The organism is Halomonas cibimaris (assembly GCF_039537045.1).
Taxonomy (GTDB): domain Bacteria; phylum Pseudomonadota; class Gammaproteobacteria; order Pseudomonadales; family Halomonadaceae; genus Vreelandella; species Vreelandella cibimaris.
On record NZ_BAAAZT010000076.1, the window covers coordinates 73,008 to 92,744 of the forward strand.

The 19,737-nt window shown below is 66.3% G+C and carries 16 protein-coding genes and 1 pseudogene; 3 read left to right on the forward strand and 14 right to left on the reverse strand.

Translation table 11 applies throughout. The features are described 5' to 3' along the window. Nucleotides 1-34: 34 nt before the first annotated feature. A complete protein-coding gene (gene fabB, locus ABD654_RS10680) occupies nt 35-1,252 on the reverse strand; it encodes a beta-ketoacyl-ACP synthase I (protein WP_344704872.1) in 1,218 nt (405 codons plus the stop codon). A gap of 12 nt (nt 1,253-1,264) precedes the next feature. Then, nucleotides 1,265-1,780: a 3-hydroxyacyl-[acyl-carrier-protein] dehydratase FabA gene (fabA, locus tag ABD654_RS10685; protein WP_344704873.1), complete on the reverse strand. Its 516-nt coding sequence runs from the start codon at nt 1,778-1,780 to the stop codon at nt 1,265-1,267. A 338-nt stretch (nt 1,781-2,118) separates the two neighbouring features. Here fabA and ABD654_RS10690 point away from each other — a divergent pair, with 338 nt between their 5' ends. Further along, nucleotides 2,119-4,020 carry a putative bifunctional diguanylate cyclase/phosphodiesterase gene (locus ABD654_RS10690; RefSeq protein ID WP_344704874.1) on the forward strand — a complete coding sequence of 634 codons (1,902 nt, stop codon included), beginning with the start codon at nt 2,119-2,121 and terminating at the stop codon, nt 4,018-4,020. Here ABD654_RS10690 and ABD654_RS10695 read toward each other — a convergent pair. The 9 genes and pseudogenes from ABD654_RS10695 to ABD654_RS10735 form a co-directional block, all read right to left on the reverse strand. Continuing rightward, nucleotides 3,999-4,517 (reverse strand): annotated as a pseudogene (locus ABD654_RS10695) (DUF2878 family protein); the annotation flags it as partial. The gene ABD654_RS10690 and the pseudogene ABD654_RS10695 sit on opposite strands and share 22 nt — an antisense overlap. Then, a complete protein-coding gene (locus tag ABD654_RS10700) occupies nt 4,400-5,668 on the reverse strand; it encodes a class I SAM-dependent methyltransferase (RefSeq protein ID WP_344704875.1) in 1,269 nt (422 codons plus the stop codon). The pseudogene ABD654_RS10695 and the gene ABD654_RS10700, both read right to left, overlap by 118 nt. Beyond that, entirely contained in the window at nt 5,665-6,474 is an 810-nt protein-coding gene (locus ABD654_RS10705) for a DUF1365 domain-containing protein (protein WP_344704876.1), read from the reverse strand. The genes ABD654_RS10700 and ABD654_RS10705 overlap by 4 nt, the downstream gene beginning before the upstream one ends. Further along, on the reverse strand, nt 6,471-7,832 hold the full coding sequence (locus ABD654_RS10710) for an NAD(P)/FAD-dependent oxidoreductase (protein ID WP_344704877.1): 1,362 nt from the start codon (nt 7,830-7,832) through the stop codon (nt 6,471-6,473). The genes ABD654_RS10705 and ABD654_RS10710 overlap by 4 nt, the downstream gene beginning before the upstream one ends. Continuing rightward, nucleotides 7,829-8,608, reverse strand: a complete 780-nt coding sequence (locus tag ABD654_RS10715; protein ID WP_344704878.1) for an SDR family NAD(P)-dependent oxidoreductase — start codon at nt 8,606-8,608, stop codon at nt 7,829-7,831. Before ABD654_RS10715 ends, ABD654_RS10710 begins: the two co-directional genes overlap by 4 nt. A gap of 25 nt (nt 8,609-8,633) precedes the next feature. Then, nucleotides 8,634-9,068, reverse strand: a complete 435-nt coding sequence (locus ABD654_RS10720; RefSeq protein WP_344704879.1) for a nuclear transport factor 2 family protein — start codon at nt 9,066-9,068, stop codon at nt 8,634-8,636. A 71-nt stretch (nt 9,069-9,139) separates the two neighbouring features. After that, entirely contained in the window at nt 9,140-10,552 is a 1,413-nt protein-coding gene (phrB, locus tag ABD654_RS10725) for a deoxyribodipyrimidine photo-lyase (protein WP_344704880.1), read from the reverse strand. A 43-nt stretch (nt 10,553-10,595) separates the two neighbouring features. Continuing rightward, nucleotides 10,596-11,489, reverse strand: a complete 894-nt coding sequence (locus tag ABD654_RS10730; RefSeq protein ID WP_344704881.1) for a MerR family transcriptional regulator — start codon at nt 11,487-11,489, stop codon at nt 10,596-10,598. 116 nt (nt 11,490-11,605) lie between these two features. Continuing rightward, on the reverse strand, nt 11,606-12,667 hold the full coding sequence (locus ABD654_RS10735; RefSeq protein WP_344704882.1) for an NAD(P)/FAD-dependent oxidoreductase: 1,062 nt from the start codon (nt 12,665-12,667) through the stop codon (nt 11,606-11,608). Between the two features lie 231 nt (nt 12,668-12,898). Here ABD654_RS10735 and ABD654_RS10740 point away from each other — a divergent pair, with 231 nt between their 5' ends. Then, a complete protein-coding gene (locus ABD654_RS10740) occupies nt 12,899-13,825 on the forward strand; it encodes a TIGR01777 family oxidoreductase (RefSeq protein ID WP_344704883.1) in 927 nt (308 codons plus the stop codon). 8 nt (nt 13,826-13,833) lie between these two features. Here the strand turns inward: ABD654_RS10740 and rapA are convergent, their stop codons facing one another. After that, on the reverse strand, nt 13,834-16,794 hold the full coding sequence (rapA, locus tag ABD654_RS10745) for an RNA polymerase-associated protein RapA (RefSeq protein WP_344704884.1): 2,961 nt from the start codon (nt 16,792-16,794) through the stop codon (nt 13,834-13,836). A gap of 116 nt (nt 16,795-16,910) precedes the next feature. Continuing rightward, the gene (locus ABD654_RS10750) at nt 16,911-17,522 is read right to left on the reverse strand and encodes a TlpA family protein disulfide reductase (RefSeq protein ID WP_344704885.1); all 612 of its coding nucleotides are present in this window, start codon (nt 17,520-17,522) and stop codon (nt 16,911-16,913) included. A gap of 77 nt (nt 17,523-17,599) precedes the next feature. On the opposite strand from ABD654_RS10750, the gene ABD654_RS10755 reads away from it, so the two are divergent. After that, the gene (locus tag ABD654_RS10755; protein WP_344704886.1) at nt 17,600-17,830 is read left to right on the forward strand and encodes a hypothetical protein; all 231 of its coding nucleotides are present in this window, start codon (nt 17,600-17,602) and stop codon (nt 17,828-17,830) included. Nucleotides 17,831-17,892: 62 nt separating this feature from the next. Here ABD654_RS10755 and typA read toward each other — a convergent pair whose 3' ends face one another. Then, entirely contained in the window at nt 17,893-19,722 is a 1,830-nt protein-coding gene (typA, locus tag ABD654_RS10760) for a translational GTPase TypA (protein ID WP_344704887.1), read from the reverse strand. Nucleotides 19,723-19,737: the final 15 nt, after the last annotated feature.

Consider the following 19,737-nt stretch of genomic DNA (forward strand, 5'->3'; position numbering starts at 1 on the left):
CGTGCCTGAGTCGTGAGTGACCCCGGGCGGCCGGCTAGTCGGCCATACGCTGGAACACCAGGCAGGCGTTGGTGCCGCCAAAGCCGAAGCTGTTGGACAGCACCCGCGCCAGGCGCACGCCGTCGCGGCGCTGGGTGACGATGTCAAAGCCGTCGGCCTGTTCGTCGAGATGGTCAACGTTGGCCGAGGCCGCGACGAATTCATGCTCCATCATCAAAAGCGAATAGATCGCCTCCTGCACGCCGGTGGCGCCCAGCGAGTGGCCGGTCAGCGACTTGGTCGAGCTCATCGCCGGGGGCGTATCGCCAAACACCTCGCGCACGGCCTTGAGCTCGGCGACATCGCCCACCGGCGTGGAGGTGCCGTGGGTGTTGATGTAGTCGATGTTGCCGTCCACCGTCGCCATGGCCTGGCGCATGCAGCGGGTGGCCCCCTCACCGGACGGCGCGACCATATCATAGCCGTCAGAAGTGGCGCCGTAGCCTACCAGCTCGCCGTAGATTTTCGCCCCGCGGGCGCGGGCGTGCTCCAGCTCTTCGAGTACGAGCATGCCGCCGCCGCCGGCGATGACAAAGCCGTCCCGGCCCTGATCGTAGGCGCGCGACGCTTTCTCCGGGGTATCGTTGTAGCGGGTGGAGAGCGCGCCCATGGCGTCAAACAGACACGACAGCGTCCAGTGCTCTTCCTCGCCGCCGCCGGCAAACACCACGTCCTGCTTGCCCAGCTGGATCTGCTCCATGGCGTTGCCGATGCAGTGAGCCGAGGTCGCACAGGCCGACGAAATCGAATAGTTGACCCCTTTGATGGCGAAGGGCGTGGCCAGACAGGCCGACACCGTGCTGCCCATGGTGCGGGTGACGCGGTAGGGGCCCACGCGACGCAGCCCTTTCTCGCGCAGCACGTCGGCGGCTTCCACCTGGTTGGCGCTGGAGGCGCCGCCGGAGCCGGCGATCAGCCCGGTGCGTTCGTGGGAGACCTGCTCGGGGGAAAGGCCCGAATCCTCGATGGCCTGGGCCATGGAGACATAGGCGTAGGCCGCCGCGTCGCCCATAAAGCGGCGCAGCTTGCGGTCAATAAGCGCTTCCAGGTCAATATCGACGCTGCCGGCGACGTGGCTGCGAAACCCGAGATCGGCATAGTCCTGCTTGAAACGTATGCCGCTTCGCCCGCTTTTCAGCGCATCCAACACCTGTTGCTGATTGTTGCCTAAGCACGACACGATGCCCAGGCCGGTGACTACCACTCGTCGCATGGGAGCCTCCTGTTAAAAGTTCGCGGTGGAGGTGAATAGGCCAACGCGCAAGTCATTAGCCTGGTATATATCGCGCCCGTCAACGGCCACGGTGCCGTCGGCCATGCCCAGAATCAGGCGCCGCGTGATCACGCGCTTGACGTTGATACGATAGGTGACGCGCTGGGCATCGGGCAGAATCTGGCCGGAAAACTTGACCTCGCCGCAGCCAAGCGCCCGGCCGCGCCCGGGATGACCCAGCCAGCCCAGATAAAAGCCGACCAGCTGCCACATGGCGTCGAGCCCCAGACAGCCGGGCATCACCGGATCACCGGGGAAGTGACAGTCAAAAAACCACAGATCGGGGCTGATATCCAGCTCGGCAATCAGCTCGCCTTTGTCGTATTCGCCGCCGCTCTCGCTGATATGGGTAATGCGGTCGAGCATGAGCATATTGGGTGCCGGCAGCTGGGCGTTGCCCGGGCCAAACAGCTCGCCGCGCGAGCAGGCCAGCAGTTCATCGCGATCAAAAGAGTGTTGCTTGGTCACTGAATCGTTCCGAGTATCGAAATGGTTGTAGGCCGTGTGCGGCTACCCGTGCCGAGGCGAGGCGCCGGGACGCGACCTGCAAGGCCTGCCTAGTCTACTTCCCGAAACCGCCGAATGCACGCGCGCCCGGGGCAGAGACGCGCCGGCAAGGCCAGGCATTTGCCGCCTGAACGGCGGTTGGGGGATTTTTCATGTCAAACAAATGCATTTTTTAGCACAATAGCTGGCATCATGGCGCGGACGGCGGCGGGCGCTTTTTTTACCGTTCGCTGCTTTGCTTTACGCCAGCTTACCGCTCTGCCTTACTTATCTCTCTGCATCAGGAGCGCCAACGTATCATGTGGCCCCTTGTCTCTCTCAACCGTCCGCTGGTCTGGGCGGCGCTGATGGCCCTGCCGGCCTGCATCTGGATACCCGATGCTACGCTGCGCATGGTGGCTACAAGCGCTGTGGCGCTGGGCATGGGCGATGCCTGGCGCCAGGTGCTCAAGCAGCGTGAGCAAGCTCGTCTGGCCCAGGATGCCGTGAGCCTTGCCGGCGAAGCCGTGGTCGTAAGCGATGCCCGCAACCGCGTGCAGGCGGTGAATCCGGCGTTTACCCAGATTACCGGCTACACCGCGGGAGAAGTCGTGGGGCGCAAGCTGGAAATGCTGTCGTCCACGCGCCACGACAAGGCCTTTTATCGCCGGTTTTGGCAGACGCTGCTGACCACCGGGTGCTGGGAGGGCGAAATGTGGAGCCGGCGCAAAAGCGGCGACGAGTGCCCGGAATGGGTCAAGATCCGGGCAATGACCGATCGCCGCGGCGAGGTCAGCCATTTCATCGGTCTGTACACCGATATTTCGGCCCAGAAAGCCCGGGAAAACGACCTGCGCCGCATCGGCTTTGAAGACCCGCTGACCGGGCTGCCCAACCGCCGGCGCCTGCATGATCTGATGGCGTCGCGCATACGCCACCTGCGCGCCGGCGAGAGCCTGGATATGGCGCTGATTGATATCGACGGCTTCAAAAGCATCAACGACAGCTTTGGCGTAGAGCAGGGGGACCGCCTGCTGGGGCGCTTTGCCCATCGCCTGTCCCGTCAGGCGGCCGGCAGCGTTACCGGGCGGCTGGGCGGCGACGAATTTCTGGTGATCCGCACGACCACGTTTGACGATCACAACGCTTGGGTGGCAGGGCTGCGTGAGCACATGGGGCGCCCCTTTGAGGTGCAGCAGCAGTCGCTGCGCCTGGGGCTGACCATCGGCAGCTGTCGCGCCCCGGAAGACGGCAGGGATTCCGGCGTGCTGTTCCAGCGGCTGGAATCGGCGCTCTACAGCGCCAAGCGCCAGGGGCGCAACCACAGCCTGCGCTTTCGCCCGGCGCTGGACCAGCAGGCCAACCCCCGGCTGGCGCTGGTCAGCGATTTGCGCGAAGCGCTGGTAGCCGGTGACCAGCTGGAGCTTCATTACCAAACCCAGCATCACCCGGCCACCGGCGCGCTCACCGGCATGGAGGCGCTGCTGCGCTGGCGCCACCCCCGGGACGGCATGATTTCCCCGGGGGAGTTCATTCCTCTGGCCGAACGCCACGGGCTGATGGCCGAGCTGGGCGCCTGGGTGGTGGAAAACGCCTGTGCCCAGCAGGCCCGCTGGCAGCATACCGCCATGCCGGCCACTACAATATGGATCAACATTTCGGCGCTGCAGCTGTTTCAGGGCGATCTGGAAAGCCAGCTGGCCGGCTGCTTGAAGCGCTACCGGCTTCAGGCCTCGCAGATCGGCCTGGAGCTGACCGAGTCCGTGCTGCTCGACGAGCGCGCCGGCGACATGGTGCCAAGGCTTGAAACCCTGCGCGAGCGGGGCGCGCCGCTGGCCGTCGACGACTTCGGCACCGGCTATTCATCGCTTGGCTATCTCAAGCACCTGCCGGTGGACAAGGTCAAGCTGGACCGCGCGTTTATCCGCGAGCTGCCGGAAAGCCGCGCCGACGCCGCCATCGTCACCGCGGTGCTGGCCATGGCCGAGGGCATGGCGCTTGACGTGGTGGCCGAGGGCGTAGAAACCGAGGCCCAGCGGCAGTTTCTGGTGGATGCCGGCTGCCGGTCGGTGCAGGGTTTTTATTTTGCCCGGCCGCTGCCGGCAGCCGAGCTGGAAGCCCGGTGGGCGGCAAGCCCCCCGAATACAAGCGCCCACGCCAGCGCCTCGGCCGGCAGCAGCCAGGGGGCCAGGGTGACGTCCGCCAGCACGCTGCCGCCGTAGTAGGAAAGCGCCCCGCCCGTAGCGCCCAGCAGCGGCGCAAGCCACGGAAGATGCCACAGCCAGCCCAGCGAATGGTGCACCAGCGTGGCAAAAAGCGGCCATAGCATCCAAAGCCACAGCGGCAAAGGCAGCCAGGCAGGCGTGGGGTCGGCAAAAATAAAGCCGCCGGCAAGCGCAAAGCCGCCGTCCACCGCCAGCCCCAGTGCGGCAAAGCCGGCCAGCAGCCGCCCCTCCCCGGCGCCGGCCACCCGCCACAGATGCCCGCCCACCACCAGCGCCCCTGCGGCCAGCGCCACCTGCGAGCCGCCGAGCACGCAGGCCAGCCAGCCGGCCTCGAACGCCAGCGCGTTGAGCGCCAGCCGGCGCAGCCGTCGCCCGTTCACGATGCGCCGCTGTGGGAAACCGGGCGGGCACCGGGCTTGGCCAGCAGCAGCTGGCAGGTACCGATGGAGCGTTCGAGAAAGCCGCCTTCGCAGTAGCAAAGATAGTAGCGCCACATGCGGATAAAGCGCTCGTCGTAGCCCAGCTCGCGCACCTGCTCCAGGCTGGCGTCAAAGCGGTGGCGCCATTCGCGCAGGGTGCGGGCGTAGTGCCGACCGATTTCCTCCAGCCCCACCACGTTGAGCGTGGTCTTGCGCGCCAGGCTGTCGATCATGGCCCGGTGCGAGGGCAGAAAGCCGCCGGGAAAGATATAGCGTTTGATGAAATCCATCTCGCGCTTGGCCGCGTCAAAGCGCTGATCGCGGATGGTGATGGCCTGCAGCATGGCCTGGCCGTCGAGGGCAAGCAGGCCGTCGATTTTGGCCAGATACGTATCCAGATACTGATGGCCCACAGCCTCGATCATCTCCACCGAAATAATGCGATCATAGGTGCCGGTGAGGTCACGGTAGTCTTTTTTAAGCAGGGTGATGCGCTCGCCCAGGCCCTCTTCCTCGATGCGTCTGGCGGTGTGGTCGTGCTGCTCGGTGGAAATCGTGGTGGTTGTGACCCGGCAGCCGCGGGTTTTGGCGGCGTGGATGGCAAGCCCGCCCCAGCCGGTGCCGATTTCCAGCAGGTGGTGGTCGGGCGCTACGCCAAGCTTGTCGAGCATCAGGTCGAGCTTGTAGGTAGACGCCTCTTCCAGGCTGGCGTCTGCGGTAGGGAAGACCGCGCTTGAATACATCCAGTGGCGGCGATCAAGAAAGGTGGCAAACAGATCGTTGCCGATGTCGTAGTGGGCGGCAATGTTGCGCCGGGCGCCTTCGGCGCTGTTGCGCTGCAGGCGATAGGCGCCGGCCAGCAGCCAGCGGGCAAGGCGCGCGCTGCCGTTTTCCATGCGCGCGTTGACCGCTTCCAGATTGACGGCGAACAGGCGCACCAGCGTTACCAGATCGTCGGTATCCCAGTCGCCGTCCATGTACGCCTCGCCGGCGCCGACGGTGCCGCCCAGCGCCATGCGCTGCCAGGCCCGGGGGTGGCGAATGATGACCGTGGCCTCCAGCGGGCCGCCCTGGCCCAGACAGCGGCGGGTATCGTTTTCCACCAGGGCAATGGTGCCGCCGGTGAAGCGATCGAGCTGGGCGAGCAGGCGTGGCCTGAGCCAGCGCGCGAGGCGATGGCGGGGGGCGGCCTGACGAGAGGCGGGCAGTGAGTTGGCGCTCGTCATGGCGGTGTCTCCCGATGGTTTTTCGAATCGTTAGGGCCTGGATGGTCGTGAATCGCCACGCCCTTGCGCCACAGCTTGAGCGCCTGAAGGTGAATGCCGGCAAGGGTTTTCAGGCTCATGCCCGGCCGGCGGGCCAGGGTGCGCACCAGCGCTCCCCGGGTTGCCGGCGTGCCTTCAAGCGTTAGCGTGGCGTCAAAGTGGCAGCGCTCAGCGCCGCCGTCGCCGTCGGCGGCGTGGTTTTCCATGTGCATCAGCAGCTGCTCGCCCGGCACGTTGAAGCGCCAGCGATAGCGCATGTCCATGGGATTGAACGGTGATACGTGCATGTGCTTGGCAAAGCGTGCCGCGTGGGTATGGCGCGCCGGATCGACCGCGGCGGCGTAGGTAGTGCGCTCGCGCCAGGGCATGTTGGTGACCTCGCCGAGTATCGCCGCCAGGCGATCGTCACGGTCAAAGGCGTAGTAAAACGTGATCGGATTAAATACCGCTCCCAGCACCCGCAGCTGAGTCAGCATGCAGATGCGCCCGTCCGGCGCGCCGCCCAGCTCGTCGGTCAGCCGCTTGCGCACGGCGTCTTTCAGCGGCATGGCCGCCGGGCCGAGATAGTCCTCTCGGCGAAACCGCGCCGGCGCAGGGCGGCGGGCGCTAAAGCCCGGCACGCCGTTAAAAAGCTCCGGCAGCTCGTCCAGATCCAGCCACATCATCCATACCTGATAGCTGAATGCGTGGGTTTTGGGCACAAAGCGGCGGTGGCGCAGGGTGCCGCAATACACGCGTGAGCGCGGTGAGTCGGTGCGCGGGTTCATCCCGTGTCTCCCGGCCCGGCGTCGGGCAGCAGGTGGTGGGCCGGCGTCGCTGTGGGCGGCTCGGGCGGCGGTGCGGGCTCGTCGCAGCCAAGTTTTTGCGCCACGCGCAGCGCGCTCCACACGCCGTCTTCGTGAAAGCCGTTGCGCCAGTAGGCGCCGCAAAAATGGGTACGGCCGTGGTTTTCCGCCGCCCCGCAGATATCCGCGTGGCGCGCCTGAGCGGTTTGGCCGGCCAGGGTGAAGCGCGGGTGGGCGTAGGTGAAGCGCCGTAGAATTTTGGCCGGATCGATGCTCTGGCCGTCGTTGAGCGTCACGCAGAAGGTGGTGTCGGTCTCAAGGCGCTGGAGAATGTTCATGTTATAGGTCACCGAGACGGCGTCGCCGGCGTCGCGGCTGTCCAGCCGGTAGTTCCAGCTCGCCCAGGCGCGGCGGCGGCGGGGCAGAAGCGCGGTATCGGTGTGCAGCACCACCTCGTTGTCCTGATAGGGCATGGCACCGAGCACCTCGCGCTCGGCAGGGGTGGCGTCAGACCCTAGTATCTTCAGCGTCTGGTCGGCATGGCAGGCCAGCACCACGCGGTCAAAGCGCTCGGTGCCCCCGGCGGTGGTCACGTCGACGCCGGTGGCATCCCGAGTGACGGCGGTGACCGGCGCGTTCAGGCGGATGCGCTCGGCGTAGGGCGCGGTCAGCGCGGGGATGTAGGCCCGCGAGCCGCCGGCCACGGTGTACCACTGGGGCCGGTTGGCGATGTTCAACAGCCCGTGGTTGCGAAAAAAGCGTACGAAAAACGCCAGCGGAAAGCCGCGCAGATCGTCAAGGCTGGCCGACCAGATGGCCGCGCCCATGGGCAGCAGGTAGCGACGCTGGAACGCCTCGCCGTAGCCTTGGCGGTCAAGATACTCGCCAAGGGTCAAACCGTGCGTCAGGCGGTTTTTTTCCAGATCCCGGGTGGCCTGGCGGTTAAAGCGCACGATATCGCCCAGCAGCCGGTAGAAGCTCGGCGAGGCGAGGTTACGCCGCTGAGCAAACAGCGAGCCCAGCGTATGGCCGTTGTATTCGAAGTCTCGGGCGGTTTCGTGCACCGAAAAGCTCATTTCGGTGGGCTGGGCCGCCACGCCCAGGGTTTCCAGCAGGCGGATAAAGTGCGGATAGGTCCAGTCGTTGAACACGATAAAGCCGGTGTCCACGGCGTGGCGCTCGCCGGCCGCCTCGACATCGACGGTGGCAGTGTGTCCGCCAAGCCGCGGCCCGGCTTCAAACAGCGTCACTGCATGGCGGGCAGACAAATAAAAGCCCGCGGCCATGCCGCTGACGCCGCTGCCGATCACGGCAATGCGCTGGGTGCCGGGTGCTGTCATGTCTGGCTCTCCCGTACCAGCCGCTTGCCGATGGCAAAACGCAGCGTCAGCGGCAAAATGCCCAGCAGCTTGACGATAAAGGTAAAGCGCCTGGGAAAGTGGATGTCCTTGCGGCCTTTGTAAAGCCCTTTCAGGATGGCGTCTGCCGCCTGCTCAGTGCGGATTTGCATGGGCATGGGAAAGTCGTTTTGTGCGGTGAGCGGGGTTTTGACAAAGCCCGGATGGATAACGCTTACGCCGATTTTCTCCGGCGCCAGGTCAAGGCGCAACGATTCCATGAAATAGCTCAGTGCGGCCTTGGAGGCGCCGTAGGCCTCGGCCCGGGGCAGGGCGAGATAGGCCGAGGCGCTGGAAGTAACGGCAAGCCGGGCCGGGCGGCCTTCCCGGCGCGCGGCGCGCACAAGCGGCAGCGCGGCTTCCACGCAGTACAGCGTGCCGTACAGATTGGCGGTAAGCACGCGCTCGACCAGGGCCATGTCGAAATCGCCGGCGTCGAGGTATTCGCAGGTGCCGGCGTTGAACACGGCCAGATCCAGCCCGCCAAGCTCGGCCTGTATCTGCCGGCCGGCGCTTTGTACGGCGCCGCGGTCGCTGATATCCAGCGGCAGGGCAACGGCGTTTGTATGGCCTTGGCACAGCGCGGCAAGCCGGTCTTCGCGGCGGGCGCTGAGCACCACGCGGTGGCCTTCACGCAACAGCCGCCGGGCCAGCGTCTCGCCGATGCCCGAGGTCGCGCCGGTCAGCCAGATGCGTTGCGGGGTGTTCCAGGTGCGCATGCGTTCTCCTGTTGGCGCTGCTGTGCTAGCGGCTGGCGCGGTGTTTCAGCCAGCGAACGGCGCGGCCCAGCAGCGGTACCTGTTCGTAGAGCATGGCGCCGGCATCGAAATAGTCGCGGTGTCTGGCCACCCGGCCGTCGGCGGCAAACTGCAGCCGGGTGCAGCCGTCAACGCTGATCTCGCGCCCGCGGTTGAGCTTGGGGTGGGCAAACGTCATCGTCCAGCTGACAAAGGCCGTATCGCCGTGGCGGTGTTTGTCGTGGTAGTCAAAACGGCAGCGGCTGACGTTTGCGTACATGCCGGCAAAGTAGGCCTCCAGCGCCTTGGCACCCTCGATGCGGTGCAGCGGATCAATGAACACGACGTCAGGAGTATATACGTCGTACAGCTTGCTTGTACAATTTTTGTCGAGTTTGTCGAAAAAGGCGCAGAACGCCTCCAGCGCCGCGTTCTGGGACATGGCGGTCTCTCTGCTATGGGTAAGTCGCGTTCCGGTTTTGTAAAAGGCCGGCTGTGCCGGGCCAGGCTCGGTCAGCCCAGCGCCTTGAACGCCTCCAGCGCGCGCTTGCGAGCTGCCTTGTGCTCCACTACAGGGGCAGGGTATTTCAGGCGCGCGCGCTCGGCGGCGGGCGGGTCGTGCCGCGCACGGGGCGCAAGGGAGGCAAGCTCAGGCACCCAGCGGGCGATGAATTCGGTGTCCGGATCGAAGCGAGTGGACTGGGTGGTAGGGTTGAAAATACGAAAGTACGGCACCGCATCGGTGCCGGTAGACGCCGCCCACTGCCAGCCGCCGTTGTTGGCGCAGAATTCGCCGTCGATCAGGTGGCGCATGAAAAACGCCTCGCCGCGGCGCCAGTCGATGAGCAGATGCTTGGCGAGAAACATCGCTGTGACCATGCGCAGGCGGTTGTGCATCCAGCCGGTGGCCACCAGCTGGCGCATGGCGGCGTCCACCAGCGGGTAGCCGGTGCGCCCTTCGCACCAGGCGGCGAAGCCTGCGTCGTCGTTGCGCCACTCAAGGGCCCGGGTGCTTGCCTTGAACGGCTGACGGCGGCAAACCCGGGGAAAGCCCGCCGCCACGTGGCGGTAGAATTCGCGCCAGATCAGCTCGTTGACCCAGGCGGCAAGTCCGGCGTCGCCCTCGGCCAGCCGGCCGTCGTTTTCCGACATCACCGCGTTCATGCACTGGCGCCAGGACACCATCCCCAGCGCCAGATAGGGCGAAAGCGCGCTGGTGCCGCGCACCCCGGGAAAGTCCCGCTGGCTCTGGTAGTGACGGCCGCGAAAGCGCAGAAAGCGCGCCAGATGGTCGGCGGCGGCGTCTTCCCCGGCGGGCCACTGGCGGCCGTCAACGGGCTCGTCTTCCAGAGGAATGTCCAGCGCAGGCTGCGCCTCGGCGGGCACGTCCAGCGGCGCCTGTGCGGCCGGGGCGTCGTCAAGGGCCAGGCGCTCGGCGCTGATGTGGCGGTGCCAGGCCTTGGCAAACGGGGTAAAAACGCCGTAGTAGTCGCCCTTGCCGGTCAACAGCTCGCCCGGGGCGAATGCCACAGCGTCGTGATAGCCGTGGCAGGCACGCCCCGCGTCGTTGAACGCCGTCTGGACGGCGGCGTCCCGGCGCTGTTCGTTGAGCGCGTACTCGCAGTTGAAGTGCAGCGCGGCGGCGTCGTATTCCTCGGCGATGGCGGCAAGCGCCCGCGGGGCATCGTTGAAGCGGGGAACCAGGCGCTGCAGCAGGGGAATGTTAAGGCCGTGTAGCGCCTCGCGCAGTGCTTCGACGCCGCGGCGCAAAAAATCGATCTGGTTGGCGCCGTGGCCGTGGGCCTGCCACTGGGCCGGGCTGTGCAGGAACACAGCGATCACCGGGCCCCGGGCGGCGGCCGCCGCCAGTGCGCGATTGTCGTGAATGCGAAGGTCGCTGCGAAACCATACCAGCTGCAAGGCCATGTCGGGCTCCCGGGCTTTGATGGGGGAAAAGACGGGGCGCCGTCTACAAAACGCCGGATTCGCGCAGCAGCGGGCGCAGCTTTGCCACGGCCCGCGGCAGGTCATCACCCAGCAGATAAAGACGGCTGTCGTGAGGTGCTTCGTGCGCCGGCCCGCACAGGGCTATCGGCACGTCCGGGGTCTCGTCGGGCAGGGAAAGAGCCTCGCTTGGCACCTCGCCGCCGGCAAAGAGCACCAGGGCGGCGTGCAGCCGCGTTACCGCCCGGGGCAGAGCGTCCAGCGCTATGCCGGAATCAAACAGCTGCACCCGGTAGCCTTGCTCGCTTGCCAGCAGGGCCGCCAGCAGCATCCACAGCGGGCCGGGCTCGCCCGGGCGCGGCATCAGCAGCACCAGCGGCCCGCGAGTGGCCTGGTTGGCATAGTGCAGGCGAATGCTCACCTGGCTGCGCAGCAAAGCTTCCAGCGTGCGGCGGGCGGCAACGTCGGGGGTTTGCTGCCATTCGTCTTCCAGCGCGTTGATGACCGGCTGCCAGAGCTCGTTGACCGCGGTGGTCAGCGGATAGAGCGCCAGACTCTGGTGATAAAGCGCCTCCAGGCGCTGGACGTTCAGCGCCTGCACCAAAGTGATCAGCTGATGGCGCTGGCTGTCCCAGTCGTCGCTGGCTGGCGCCGGCGTTTCCACGGCCTCCGGCTGATCGAGCAGATCCGCCACCTGGCTGACCGGCACGCCGCGGTTGAGCCATTGCAGAATGCGCTCGATGCGCGTGATGTCATCCTGGGCGTAAAGGCGGTGGCCCTTGGGCGTGCGCTGGGGCTTTATCAAGCCGTAGCGGCGCTCCCAGGCGCGCAGGGTGACCGAGTTCACACCCGTTAGCCGGGAAACCTCCCGGATGGGATACAGCGGAGTGTCGGGTGGATGGGTCGCCTGGTTGCTCATGGGCGCCTGTGCCTCTTGGATGCCGTGGTGAAAACGTGATCGATATGCGATGCCGGCGGCGTATGCCGGGTATTTGGCGTGTATTATACACACCGCTGTTGTACAACTTGTGAGCGCTAATCACAACCCGTGAGGCCCTGGCCAAGCCGCTGCCCCAGCCGATGGCCGGAAAGCCAGGCGTCTTCTACCCGCCCGCCGCGCAGGCTGTCGCCGCACAGCGCCAGGCCGGCCGCACCGATGATAAAGCCGTTTTCGGGCCTGAAAGCGCCACCGTCGGCCGGCTGGGAATAGCGCCAGCGGTGGGCGCCGTGCTCCACCAGCGCCGGCAGCGGCTGGCCGGAAAACAGCGTGGCCAGCGCGTCGAGCAGAACGTCGGCCACCTGCGCCGGCGCGTCTTCCAGATGTGCCTCGCTCCAGTCGCTGTGGGCCAGCAGGGTCACGCTTTCCGGCTGGCGGTCGCGGCCGGGTTTGCGCTGGTTGCGCGATACCAGGCGCAGCGCCGGGTGTTCGGCGTGGGCCTGCTGCCAGTTTGCATCCACGCCCTGCGGGGTGGGCAGCGGCGCGTCGAAAATGGCCCATCCTGCCCAGCAGGCGCGCTGTGCAAGGTGCCGGCAGCGCTCGCCAAGGACGTTATCCCAGGGCTGTACCAGCGGCTCGGCCTGGGGCGGCGGCACGGCGATGACCACCTGTGTATAAGGCCCGAAAATATCGCCCTGCTCGCTTTGCAGCCGCAGGGCACCGGGGGCGCCGTCAATGGCGCGAATGCGGGTGGCAGGGTGCAGCGCCGCGCCGGCCTGCTCGACCTGATCGGCCAGATAGCGGGTAATGGCGCTCATGCGCGGTGCGCCGCAAAAGCGTTCGCGGCCGTCGTGGATACGCTGCCAGCCGCCGGGCCCGGCGCGCCAGGCGCTGTCCGGCCAGCCCGCCGCGCAGCCGGCGTGTCGCCAGGTGTCGAGCGCGGCGATAAAAGCCGGGTCTCGGGCGGTAAACGCCTGGGCGCCGAGATCGACAACGGCGTCGGGCCGGTGGCGGCTGGACATGCGCCCGCCGGGGCCTCGGGCCTTGTCAAAAAGCGTCACGGCAAGGCCGGCATCCGTCAGCGCTTGCGCGCAGGCGAGCCCGGCAATGCCGGCGCCGATAACGGCGATGTGAGCAACAGGCGGCGAGGCGAGCGTCATGGCGATATCCTAAGCGAGCGGGTCGCAGTAAAAGGGGGCAATGCGCAATGGTGAAAGCGCGGCGGTGATACATTGGCTGTAATATGTTCGCTGTATTGTACATAGTTAGTACAGCGGGTGTGTGGTTTCGTCAAAGTGTATGCCACTCTGGTGCGCGAGGTGCGGCCAGCCGTCTGTGGGCGTGTGCTGCACGCGCGCAACAAAAAGCCTGTCATGAAAAAGGAGTCTGCCATGCGTGTACTGATTACCGGAGGGAGCGGTTTTGTCGGCCGGCGCCTGTGCGAGCGCCTGGCTCGCCAGGGCCATGCGCTGCAGGTGGTGTCGCGTTCGCCGGAGAAAGCTCGGACGCTGTTGCCCGAGGGCTGCGACGTGCGTGACAGCGCGGTGGCCTTTGCCGATACGCCGCCGGATGCGCTGGTCAATCTGGCCGGCGAATCGATCGCTGCCAAGCGCTGGAGCGAGGCGCAAAAGCGCGAGATGATCGACTCGCGCCTGCGCGCCACCGGCGATCTCGTGGCGCTGTGCAAGGCCCTGCGCGAGGCCGGGGAGGCGCTGCCCGGGGTGCTGGTGTCGGCCTCGGCCATGGGCTACTACGGCGAGCAAAAGGAAGACGGCGAGGGCGATACCGCGGTCACCGAGGACACCCCGCCCCGCGACGAGTTCGCCCACCGGCTGTGCGCGCGCTGGGAAGCCGCCGCCGGCGAGGTGGAAGCGCTCGGGGTGCGCACGGCGATTGTGCGCATCGGGCTGGTGCTCGGCGAAGGCGGCGGCAGCCTGGAGAAGATGCTGCCGCCGTTCAAGTGGGGGCTGGGCGGGCGCTTCGGCAGCGGCCGGCAGTTCATGCCGTGGATTCACCGGGATGACCTGGTCGCGGCGATATGCTTTCTGCTGGAGCGCGACTCCGCCAGCGGTGCGTTCAACGCCAGTGCCCCGCATCCGGTGACCAACGCGGAGTTTACCCGGACGCTGGCGAACACCCTCAACCGCCCGGCGGTGCTGCCGGTACCCGCCTTTGTGCTCAAGGCGGGGCTGGGGGAAATGGCCCGGCTGCTGCTCACCGGGGCGGACATGCGCCCGGCGCGCTTGCAGCAGGCAGGCTTTGGTTTTCGCTATAAAACCCTGGACCGGGCGCTGGAAGCGATTCTCGCGCCGGGCTGAAAAGCCTCTTAGCCGCCGGCATCCACGGTGATGATGACCCGCACGGCGTCCAGGCGCAGGCGGGTGGCTTCGATGGCCTCGCCCAGCGCGGCACGCTCCTCGCCGAGTGCGGCAAGCTCGGCGTCGCGCACGGCGGGGTTGTGTTCGGCCAGCGCGTTCAGCCGGGCCAGTTCGCCGTCGAGCTGGGCGCGCATGCGCGCTTCGGCGGCCTCGACAATGCTTGGCAGCTCGCGCTCGGCTTCGCTTTCCCCCTGTTCGAGCAGGCCGCGCAGCTTGTCGTGATGCTCTTTGATCAGCTCCCGGGCCAGGGATTTGTTGACCTTTTGCAGGTTTTTGCCCAGGCCGGTAAACGAGATGTTATCGCTTAAGTTGGCGCCGGATTCGTCGAGCAGTACGCGCACCGCGGTAGGCGGCAAAAAACGATTCAGATGCAGGCGTTTGGGGGCCGGGCAGTGAGTGCGAAAAATAAGCTCGACCATCAGCCGGCCGCCGGGAATCGACGGATGGCCAAGCAGCGCCAGCGCGCTGTTGCCCATGGTGCCGTCAACGATGCGGCCCATCATTTCCCGCAGCAGCGGGTGCTCCCAGGAAAGCCGCTGAACGTCATCCCGGGCAAGGGCCTGGTCGCGCCGGTAGGTGGCGGTAAAGCCGTCTTCGCCCCGGGTCAGCCCGGGCAGGCCGTCGAGCATCTGCGGGCTTGGCTTGATGTGCATCAGGCCGTTGCCCAGTTCGCGGCTGTCGACGCCGAAAATGTCCAGCGCGCGCTCCACATAGCGCGGCAGGGCGCGATCGCCGTCGAGTTCGCGCACGCCGTCGATGACGGCTTCAGCGCGCGCCGGGCGGCAGGCGTTGAGCTCCAGCAGGCGGTTGCGTCCGGCGTCGCGTTCGGCAAGCTTGGCGGTAAAAAGCGCGTGGGTCTCGTCGATAATGGCGTCGAGTTCGTCGTCGTCGAGCAGGGCATCGGCCAGGGCGTCGCCAAAGGCATCAAACAGCGCGCTGCCTACGCCGTGGGGCGCGCTGAAGGCGTCCATGCCTTCATGGTACCAGCGCATCAGCCGGGCAGCGGGGCTGTTTTCAAACTGGGGCACGTGCAGCTCAATGGCGTGGCGCTGGCCGATGCGGTCGAGCCGGCCGATGCGCTGTTCCAGCTGGTCCGGGTGCTGGGGCATGTCGAACATTACCAGGTGGCGGCAGAACTGGAAGTTGCGCCCTTCCGAGCCGATTTCCGAGCACACCAGCACCTGGCAGCCGTCTTCTTCATCGGCGAAGGCGGCGGCGGCCCGGTCGCGTTCGATCAGCGAAAGCCCCTCGTGAAACACCGGCGCGTGGTAGCCGCCCAGGGTGCGCAGCCCTTCGGCCAGGCCTTCGGCGGTTTCCCGGTGGTGGGCGATAACCAGCACTTTCTCGCCGGCAAAGCCTGCTTCGCTATCGTCGCTTAGCCGTTCTAAAAGCCAGCGAACCCTAGGGTCGATGTGCCACCAGGGCTCGGCGTTGAGCGGGTCGCTTGAGAGCTCGCGGTACATGGCGTCGGGGTAGATGAGCACGTCCGGGTGGTCCATGCCGGTTTCGATCAAAAGCTCATCAAGGTAGTCCTCGTCGCGTTCGACGCGGCGCAGCACCCGGCGGTAGGCCGAAGGCAGCTCAAGCGAGGTAACGTGCAGGTGACGCTCGGGGAAGCCGCCGACGTGGCGACGGCTGTTGCGAAACATCACCCGGCCGGTGCCGTGGCGGTCGAGCAGCGCCTCGCGCAGGCGCGCCCGAATGTTGTCGCGCTGCTCGGCGTCGGCTTCAGGGTTGGCAAGCGTTGCCAGCAGCGCACGGCTTTCGGCGTCGTCGATTACGCCGGCGACCCGCTCCCGGGCGCTGTCGCTTTCGCCCACCGCGTCCAGCGCCTCGATGGCGGCGGCCACCTCGGCGTAGTGGCGCTCTTCTTCGCGGAAGCGCTCCAGGGTGTGGTAGCGCTCGGGGTCGAGCAGGCGCAGCCGGGCAAAGTGGCTGGCAATGCCCATCTGCTCCGGCGTGGCGGTGAGCAGCAAAAGGGCATCAATCTCGCCGGAAAGCGCCTCCACGCACTGATAGCCCGGCCCGCTGGTGCCGTCTTCGCGCCAGTCCAGGTGGTGGGCTTCGTCGACGATGAGCAGGTCAAAGCGGGCCTTGAGCGCTTGGTGCTGGCGCGCAGGGTTGGCAAACAGCCAGCGCTGGCTTGCCAGAATGATCTGGCCGCTGTCGAAGGGGTTGTCGCCCACGGCGTCGCTTTCCAGCGCGGTGCTCTGGTTTTCGTCGAGCAGGGTGACGTTGAGCGCAAAACGGCGCAGAAGCTCTACCAGCCATTGATGCGTAAGGCTGTCAGGGACCAGAATCAGCGCGCGCTCGGCGCGGCCGGTGAGCAGCAGGCGGTGCAGAATCAGCCCGGCTTCGATGGTCTTGCCCAGGCCCACTTCGTCGGCCAGCAGCACCCGGGGGGCGTGGCGGCGGGCGACTTCGTCGGCGATGTAGAGCTGGTGGGCGATCAGCTCGATGCGCGGGCCGGCAAAGCCCAGCGCTGGGTGCTTTTCGGTGCGCTGGTAGTGGTGCAGGGTGCGAAAGCGCAGGTCGAACCAGTCGTTGCGGTCGACCTGGCCTGTGAGTACCCGGTCCCGGGCCTGGTCAAACTGCATGGTATCGGCAAGCTTGGTTTCGGGCAGCTCGCAGGCGTTGCCGTCGCCGTCCGTGCCCTGGTAGATGATCAGCCCCCGGTGCTCGCGGCTGGCATCCACGGTCATCTGCCAGCCTTCGGCGGCGGTCACGCGGTCGCCGGCGCCGAAGGCAACCCGGGTCAGCGGGGCCTGGCGGGTGTTGTAGGTACGGGTTTCCTGACTGGCGGGGAACAGGATGGTGACGCTTCTGGCATCGCAGCTGAGTACGGTGCCAAGCCCGAGTTCGGCTTCGCCGTCGCTGATCCAGCGCTGGCCGGGAGAAAAGTCGCTCATGGTGCCTCGGAGGATGCGGTCAATCGGGAAAACGCCGCCGGCGGGGAGGCAGCGGCGTCTCAAAGGCGGGCGATTCTAACGCAAAGCGGCGGGCGGATTAAGGTGCGCTGGCGGGTTTAGCGGCTCGGCACGTTCAGCCAGCCCTCCAGGGCGGCTTGGCCCAGCGGGCCGGCGCGGTGCTGCTGCACTCGGCCGTGGGCGTCAACCAGCAGGGTAAACGGCAGCTGCCGGGTGTTGAACGCTGCCATCAGCCGCTGCTGGGGGTCGCGTAGCACGCGGTTGAAAGGCAGCGCTCGGCGTGCGGCGAGGGTATCCACATGGCGTATGGTCACCAGCAGATCGTCGCCCTGGTTGACGCTGACAATGCGCACGTTGTTGTCGCGCTGAAGCGCTGTGAATGCCGCCGTCATCCGGCGACACGGCGGACACTCGGCGGCCCACAGATGAATGATAACGGGGGCGCCGTCAGGCAGCGTCGCCAGCGCCACGGCGCTGCCGTCGAGCTTTTCCAGAGTGATGGCGGGCAGCCGGCCGGGTGCGGCGTCTGTGCCAAGAAACAGCAGGGCTGCAAACCCCAGCCCCAGGGCGGTGAGCGTTGGCAAAGGCGCGATCGCCGCTCGGCAGCGGTGCCGGCACAGGGCATGGCCCAGCACGCCGGCCAGCAGGGCCAGCCCGCCGGCAACGGCGTACAGGCGGGGCAGCGGCGTCAGCAGTGCGTTGGCGTCCATGCGAGGTGTCCGAAAAGCCGTGGGGAAACGGGTACAATGGCGACTTTATCACGGGATAACCACAAGCGGAGGTGCGAATGGCGCAGCCAACCTATGATCCTTTGCGGGCGCTGGCGATCGCCACCCAGGCGGCAGGGCTGACTGCGATCATTGTGCTGGAAACCGTGCTGGGTGATGCCGCGCGCCCCTGGCAGGGGGCCGCCCTGGGGCTGATGCTGGCCGCGGCGCTGGGCATTGCCGCGGTGCGGTTTTATCGGCGCAAGCGTGCCCAGCGCCGGCGCGATCGCCGCCGGATGACAGATGAATAAAAAAACGGCCCGCCAAAGGGCGGGCCGTTTCCGACGCGGCGAGCGGCACAGGCCGCAGGGCGTTACTTGCTCTTGTTGGCGCGCTTGCGCTCGTTTTCGGTGAGGTGCTTTTTGCGCAGGCGCAGGTGGTTGGGCGTGATTTCCACCAGCTCGTCGTCGTCGAGAAACTCGATGGCCTGCTCCAGGGTGAAGCGTACCGGCGGCACCAGGTCGAGGCTTTCGTCAGCGCCTGCAGAGCGCATGTTGTCGAGCTTTTTGGCCTTGGTGGGATTGACGGTCATGTCGTCGGCGCGGTTGTTGATGCCGACCAGCATGCCTTCATACACCTCGGTGCCGTGCTCAACGATGAGCTTGCCGCGATCCTGCAGGGCATAGAGCGCATAGGCCAGCGCCTTGCCGGTGGCCATGGAGACCAGCACGCCGTTGCGCCGCTCGGTGGCGGCGTCCGGGCGCAGCGGGCCGTAGTGGTCAAAGCGGCTGGTGAGAATGCCGGTGCCTGACGTCAGCGTCATGAACTGGCCGCGAAAGCCGATCAGCCCGCGCGCGGGGATGATGAAGTCTACCCGTACGCGGCCCTTGCCGTCGGGGTGCATGTTGGTCATCTCGCCCTTGCGGTAGCCCAGCTCCTCCATGATGGCGCCCTGGTGCTGCTCTTCGCAGTCGATGATGACTTCTTCGTAGGGTTCCTGCTGCTCGCCGTCGATTTCACGAATGATGACTTCCGGGCGGCCTACGGCAATCTCGAAGCCTTCCCGGCGCATGGCCTCCAGCAGCACCGACAGGTGCAGCTCGCCGCGACCGGAGACGGTAAACTTTTCCGGGCTGTCGCCTTCTTCCACGCGCAGGGCCACGTTGTGGATCAGCTCCTGTTCCAGGCGATCCTTGATGTTGCGGCTGGTGACGTATTTGCCGTCCTTGCCGGCAAACGGCGAGTCGTTGACCTGAAAGGTCATCGACACCGTGGGCTCGTCGACGGTCAGCGCGGGCAGCGCCTCGGCGGCGGCCGGGTCGCACAGCGTATCGGAAATCGCCAGGTTATCGATGCCGGTGATGCAGATAATATCGCCGGCGGTGGCCTCGTCGGTTTGTACCCGCTCAAGGCCCATGTGGGTCATCACCTGGCCGACCTTGCCGCGGCGCGCCTTGCCTTCCTTGGAGATCACGGTGATCTGCTGGTTGGGCTTGACGCTGCCGCGGGTGATGCGCCCAAGGCCGATGACGCCGACGTAGCTTGAATAGTCCAGCGCCGAGATCTGCATTTGGAAGGGGCCGTCAACTTCAACCTTCGGCGGCTCGACGATGTCGACGATGGACTGAAACATCGGCGTCATGTCATCGGCCAGCTCATCGGGGTCCGGGCCGGCAATGCCGTTGAGCGCTGAGCAATAGATAATCGGAAAATCGAGCTGATCTTCAGTGGCGCCGAGGTTGTCGAACAGATCAAAGATCTGGTCGATCACCCAGTCCGGGCGCGCGCCGGGGCGGTCGATCTTGTTGACCACCACAATGGGTTTCAGGCCCTGGTCAAACGCTTTCTGGGTGACAAAACGGGTCTGCGGCATGGGCCCATCCACGGCGTCGACCAGCAGCAGCACCGAGTCGACCATGGACATCACGCGCTCGACTTCGCCGCCGAAGTCGGCGTGGCCGGGGGTGTCGACGATGTTGATGTGATAGCCGGTGCCGGCCTCGTTTTGCCACTGGATGGCGGTGTTCTTGGCCAGGATGGTGATGCCACGCTCTTTTTCCTGGTCGTTGGAGTCCATCACCCGCTCTTGGCTTTCGGCCTTGCGGTCCAGCGTGCCGGACTGGCTCAAGAGTTTGTCCACCAGGGTGGTTTTACCGTGGTCAACGTGGGCGATGATGGCGATGTTGCGAAGATTCTCGATCACGAAGCGATCCTGCTT

Excerpts from the sequence above, each read along its gene's own strand:
- phrB (WP_344704880.1), bottom strand. The coding sequence starts at position 10,552 with ATGGCCTTGCAGCTGGTATGGTTTCGCAGCGACCTTCGCATTCACGAC.
- ABD654_RS10715 (WP_344704878.1), bottom strand. The coding sequence starts at position 8,608 with ATGCGCACCTGGAACACCCCGCAACGCATCTGGCTGACCGGCGCGACC.
- rapA (WP_344704884.1), bottom strand. The coding sequence starts at position 16,794 with ATGAGCGACTTTTCTCCCGGCCAGCGCTGGATCAGCGACGGCGAAGCC.
- ABD654_RS10740 (WP_344704883.1), top strand. The coding sequence starts at position 12,899 with ATGCGTGTACTGATTACCGGAGGGAGCGGTTTTGTCGGCCGGCGCCTG.
- ABD654_RS10720 (WP_344704879.1), bottom strand. The coding sequence starts at position 9,068 with ATGTCCCAGAACGCGGCGCTGGAGGCGTTCTGCGCCTTTTTCGACAAA.
- ABD654_RS10755 (WP_344704886.1), top strand. The coding sequence starts at position 17,600 with ATGGCGCAGCCAACCTATGATCCTTTGCGGGCGCTGGCGATCGCCACC.
- ABD654_RS10710 (WP_344704877.1), bottom strand. The coding sequence starts at position 7,832 with ATGACAGCACCCGGCACCCAGCGCATTGCCGTGATCGGCAGCGGCGTC.
- ABD654_RS10735 (WP_344704882.1), bottom strand. The coding sequence starts at position 12,667 with ATGACGCTCGCCTCGCCGCCTGTTGCTCACATCGCCGTTATCGGCGCC.
- ABD654_RS10730 (WP_344704881.1), bottom strand. The coding sequence starts at position 11,489 with ATGAGCAACCAGGCGACCCATCCACCCGACACTCCGCTGTATCCCATC.
- ABD654_RS10750 (WP_344704885.1), bottom strand. The coding sequence starts at position 17,522 with ATGGACGCCAACGCACTGCTGACGCCGCTGCCCCGCCTGTACGCCGTT.
- fabB (WP_344704872.1), bottom strand. The coding sequence starts at position 1,252 with ATGCGACGAGTGGTAGTCACCGGCCTGGGCATCGTGTCGTGCTTAGGC.
- ABD654_RS10690 (WP_344704874.1), top strand. The coding sequence starts at position 2,119 with ATGTGGCCCCTTGTCTCTCTCAACCGTCCGCTGGTCTGGGCGGCGCTG.
- ABD654_RS10705 (WP_344704876.1), bottom strand. The coding sequence starts at position 6,474 with ATGAACCCGCGCACCGACTCACCGCGCTCACGCGTGTATTGCGGCACC.
- ABD654_RS10700 (WP_344704875.1), bottom strand. The coding sequence starts at position 5,668 with ATGACGAGCGCCAACTCACTGCCCGCCTCTCGTCAGGCCGCCCCCCGC.